The organism is Schlesneria sp., assembly GCF_036405755.1.
Classification (GTDB): domain Bacteria; phylum Planctomycetota; class Planctomycetia; order Planctomycetales; family Planctomycetaceae; genus Schlesneria; species Schlesneria sphaerica.
Map to the genome: position 1 here is coordinate 1 of NZ_DASWWZ010000644.1, position 3,804 is coordinate 3,804.

The window sequence follows — 3,804 nt, forward strand, 5'->3', positions numbered from 1 at the left end:
GAGCCGACCTGTTGCGGTTTCGAGGATCGGGCGTTGATTCCGTCCTCGTTGCATCCGCACTGCATGACGGGCGGTTAGATTCGACGGACCTCTGTGGACTCTAAGGCATAACGCACATCCACTCTGGCAAGCTGTCGTCAGCAGTCGAGGGTGTTGTCCAGCTCCCATTGAGTCACGTAGCTGGAGAAATCCCTCCACTCTGCATGCTTGAGTTTGAGGAAGCCGGTCACAAATTCCGGGCCCAGTCCCGCGGTCAGGATTGTATCTCGTTCCAGGGCTCGCAACGAATCGAGCAGATTGTCGGGAAGGATCCGCAGTCCATCGGGAATGCGATCGAGGTAGGCGTTTGATTCCGATGGAGGCCCCGGGTGACGGCGGTGGTCGATTCCATCCATCCCCGCTTCGAGCAGAGCCGCGGCCATGATGTAGGGGTTGGCTGCCCCGTCCGCCAACCGCAATTCGAATCGACCGCCGTCGGGAATACGGATCATGTGAGTACGGTTATTCCCTGCGTAGCTGATCGTATTCGGGGACCAGGTGGCTCCGGAACTGGTTCCCCGTGCATGGATGCGGCGATACGAATTCACGGTGGGGTTCACGATGGCCGAAATCGCCTCGGCGGAGTTAAGGACCCCACCCAGGAATTCATAGGCCAGGGGGGACAGCCCCAGATCGTTGCGGGCGTCGTGGAAAAGGTTGACTTTCCGCTCTTTGTCCCAGACGGAAACGTGAATATGGCAGCCGTTTCCGGTCAGGCGAGAGAAGGGCTTCGGCATGAACGTCGCCCGCAGCCCATGCTGTTCGGCAATTGATCGGACGAGAAACTTAAAAAAGGTCTGTTGATCCGCCGTGCGGAGTGCTTCGCTGTATTTCCAATTGATTTCGAACTGTCCGTTGGCATCCTCATGATCGTTCTGGTACGGCTCCCAGCCGAGTTTCTCAATCGCATCACAGATTTCGGAGATGACGTCATAACGACGAAGCAAGGCCTGCTGGTCGTAGCAGGGCTTCCTCTGGTCATCGAATTTGTCACCGATCTGCTTTCCGTCGGGACTGAGCAGGAAGAATTCGCATTCGACCCCGGTTCGCATTTCAAACCCTCGGGCAGCAGCCCGGCCGATCGACTTTTTGAGGACATTGCGGGGGCCTTGTGCAAGCGGCTTCCCTTCCATCATCAAGTCAGCCGCCAGCCATCCGACTTCGGGTTTCCAGGGAAGCTGAATCAGACTTGCGGGGTCAGGCAGGGCATAAATATCCGGGTCGGCTGGAGTCAGGTCGAGCCAGGTGGCGAAGCCGGCGAAAGGCGCTCCCTTCTCGGAGACTTCTGAGATGGCGCTGGCCGGGATCAGCTTCGACCGGGATGTCCCGACGAGGTCGGAGAATGACACCAGGAAATAACGTATCCCCAGCTCGTTTGCGGTTTGCTGCAGGTTCATGATCGCGTCTTTCGATTCATGTACGTCGTCGATCGCCGCGAGCAGCAGTCGAGGACGTTCTCAGTTCGTATCGCCCACGAGTGGCGGGCGCCAGGTCTTCAGTTTCAGGTGCGGTTCAAAGCGAGGAGCGCGCTCCGACGAACCTTGACGAACACCAATCGCGATTCAGGAATCGTTTAATAAGTCCGCGACTGCGGCTTTCAGGAACAACTGATCTTGCAGATGCTTCGATGGATTTCCGGCGCGATGGCCCCAGATCGAAGGGATCGGGCGGAATTCCGCGTTGGGCATCTTTCTGGCCTCAATCAGGCTGTCTTCGGGAGTGAAGTAAAGATCCATCTGGCCCGGGATGATGAACGTTTTCGCGGTGATCGATGCCAGGGCCTTGTCCAGGTCGCCCTGGAAGACGTCATTATCACTGATGTCAGAATGCAACCATGTCTGCAGCATGGACAGCAGATTATTGGCGTCGCGACGCAGGAAGCTCGCTTCCCAATCCCGGACCAGAAAGTCTTCCAGCGAGGTGTAGCCGAGACTCAGGTAGACGTGTTCGCGGTAAAAAGCCTGTGAGAGAGCCCAGCCAGCATAGACGCGGCCAAAGGCTCGCAAGCCCTTTTCGGGATGTGTTCGGAAGTATCCCTCCACAAAGTTGGGATCGGTGGTCAATGTCGCCCGCAGGCCTTCCAGAAAGACCTGATTGTGGGGCGAGGTTCTGGCTGACGTGCAGACGGCCGCGATCCGCTCGACCGAGTCAGGAAAGAGTGCGCCCCAGTGAAGTGCCTGCTGGGCTCCCATTGACCAGCCGTATGCCATTGCCAGTCGGTTGATGCCGAACACCTCTGCCAGCATTCGCCGCTGTGCGATGACATTGTCAACATGGGAAATGAACGGAAATGGATGTCCAGGGGGAAAAGGGCTGTTGGAAGGGGAGGTGGACAAGCCATTTCCGAGCATGTTCGGGATGACGATGAAGTAGCGTGTGGAATCAAGGATGCTGTCAGGCCCCCCGATCAGCCACTCGATGTCCATATGCTGTGCCCCGTACGAAGTGGGATAGAGCACGACATTGGAGCGATCTCGGTTGAGGTTCCCGTAGGTCTTGTAGGCCAGCTGAAGCTCTGGAACGACAACTCCACATTTGAGCGTAAAGTCGGGAAGCCGGAAGATCTGATAGTTCGAAGCGGCCAGGGGAGGGGAGGCCGGGGCACTCAAGAGGCTTCCTCCCGCTTTTCAGTGCCGAGGGAGCGGACGACCGAACGATTGGCGGCGACGTAATTCGGGGCCAGGTGTGCCAGCTTCTGTTTGAGTTCTCCGTGGGCCTTAGGCAACTGAAAAAAGGGGATCGAAGGATAGAGGTGATGTTCTGTGTGGTAGGGCATATTCCACATCAGCAGCCGTACCGGAAAGCTCGCCAGTGTCGTGCGGGTATTCGTCAGTCCATTTTCGTCATCACTACAGCCAGTGTGCTCTGCAATCAGAATGGCTCGCAGCAATGGCTGAGCGAGGAACGTGGGCAGGAAGAAACAGTACAGCGCGTAAGGGTAACCCAATACGACGGAGATGATTCCCGCCACGTACACCGCCGATTGCAACCCGGCGGAAAGGGAGATTTTGCGACGGGCATTCTCGGGGACGAAGGGGTAGCTGCTGGTTTGACCGGTCACAAGTCGGGCGAACATCAGAGGGCGGTAGAGCCAGAAGGGGATGCCGCTGATTTCCAGCAGGTATTGGATTACCGTTTGTGGTTTAGGAGACATCAGCTCGGGATCGCGATTCGCATCCTGTGTGTAGCGATGATGCCAAGTGTGATAGTAGCGGTAGTAGGTGAAGTTATAGTAACTGAGTAAACCGGCGATCCAGCCGAAGATTTCGTTGTAGATCGGGGTCGCAAAAGCAGTCTTGTGAACACACTCATGCATGGGAGCGAACATCGTGACCAATGCAAATCCCTGCAGCAGCATCGCGGGAATCATCAGATACCAATTGGGCATAGCTTGCCAGACCAGCAAGCCCGCACCAATGATGATGGCGAGATGGGTTCCGAATCGCAGAAACCCCTGCAGATCAGATCTTTGGCTGAGGGCTCGCACGGTGGCAATTTCGAGGGCTCCGCGGCCAGGTAGTGCCGAGGTACCCATGTCGATTGAGTCAAGGCTTGAAGCCGCATCAGAAGCCATCTGCTACTCCCACGAACACTCACCTGAACGGAATCAATCGCGGATTCGCACGGGTGCAACCCCGTTTTGCGTTCGGTGAAACTCTTGATTATAGGGTGTTTTGTGGACTCGCGGTTTGGGGTTCAACTTTGCAGGACATCAGTTGAGGTGTCCATTGCCAGGTGGCGAGGTGATGTTTCTTGGTCCAATCT

Annotated in this window: 3 protein-coding genes; all 3 read right to left on the bottom strand. The window is 56.7% G+C overall.

Translation table 11 applies throughout. The annotated features are described in order from the left end of the window. Nucleotides 1–137 precede the first annotated feature (137 nt). On the bottom strand, nt 138–1,436 hold the full coding sequence (glnT, locus tag VGE80_RS21425) for a type III glutamate--ammonia ligase (protein WP_440594058.1): 1,299 nt from the start codon (nt 1,434–1,436) through the stop codon (nt 138–140). Nucleotides 1,437–1,601: 165 nt separating this feature from the next. Beyond that, a complete protein-coding gene (locus VGE80_RS21430) occupies nt 1,602–2,648 on the bottom strand; it encodes an alpha/beta fold hydrolase (RefSeq protein WP_440594059.1) in 1,047 nt (348 codons plus the stop codon). Beyond that, nucleotides 2,645–3,613, bottom strand: coding sequence for a fatty acid desaturase (locus VGE80_RS21435; protein WP_440594060.1), 969 nt, complete (start codon nt 3,611–3,613; stop codon nt 2,645–2,647). Before VGE80_RS21435 ends, VGE80_RS21430 begins: the two co-directional genes overlap by 4 nt. Between the last annotated feature and the right edge of the window lie 191 nt (nt 3,614–3,804).

Excerpts from the sequence above, each read along its gene's own strand:
- glnT (WP_440594058.1), bottom strand. The coding sequence starts at position 1,436 with ATGAACCTGCAGCAAACCGCAAACGAGCTGGGGATACGTTATTTCCTG.
- VGE80_RS21435 (WP_440594060.1), bottom strand. The coding sequence starts at position 3,613 with ATGGCTTCTGATGCGGCTTCAAGCCTTGACTCAATCGACATGGGTACC.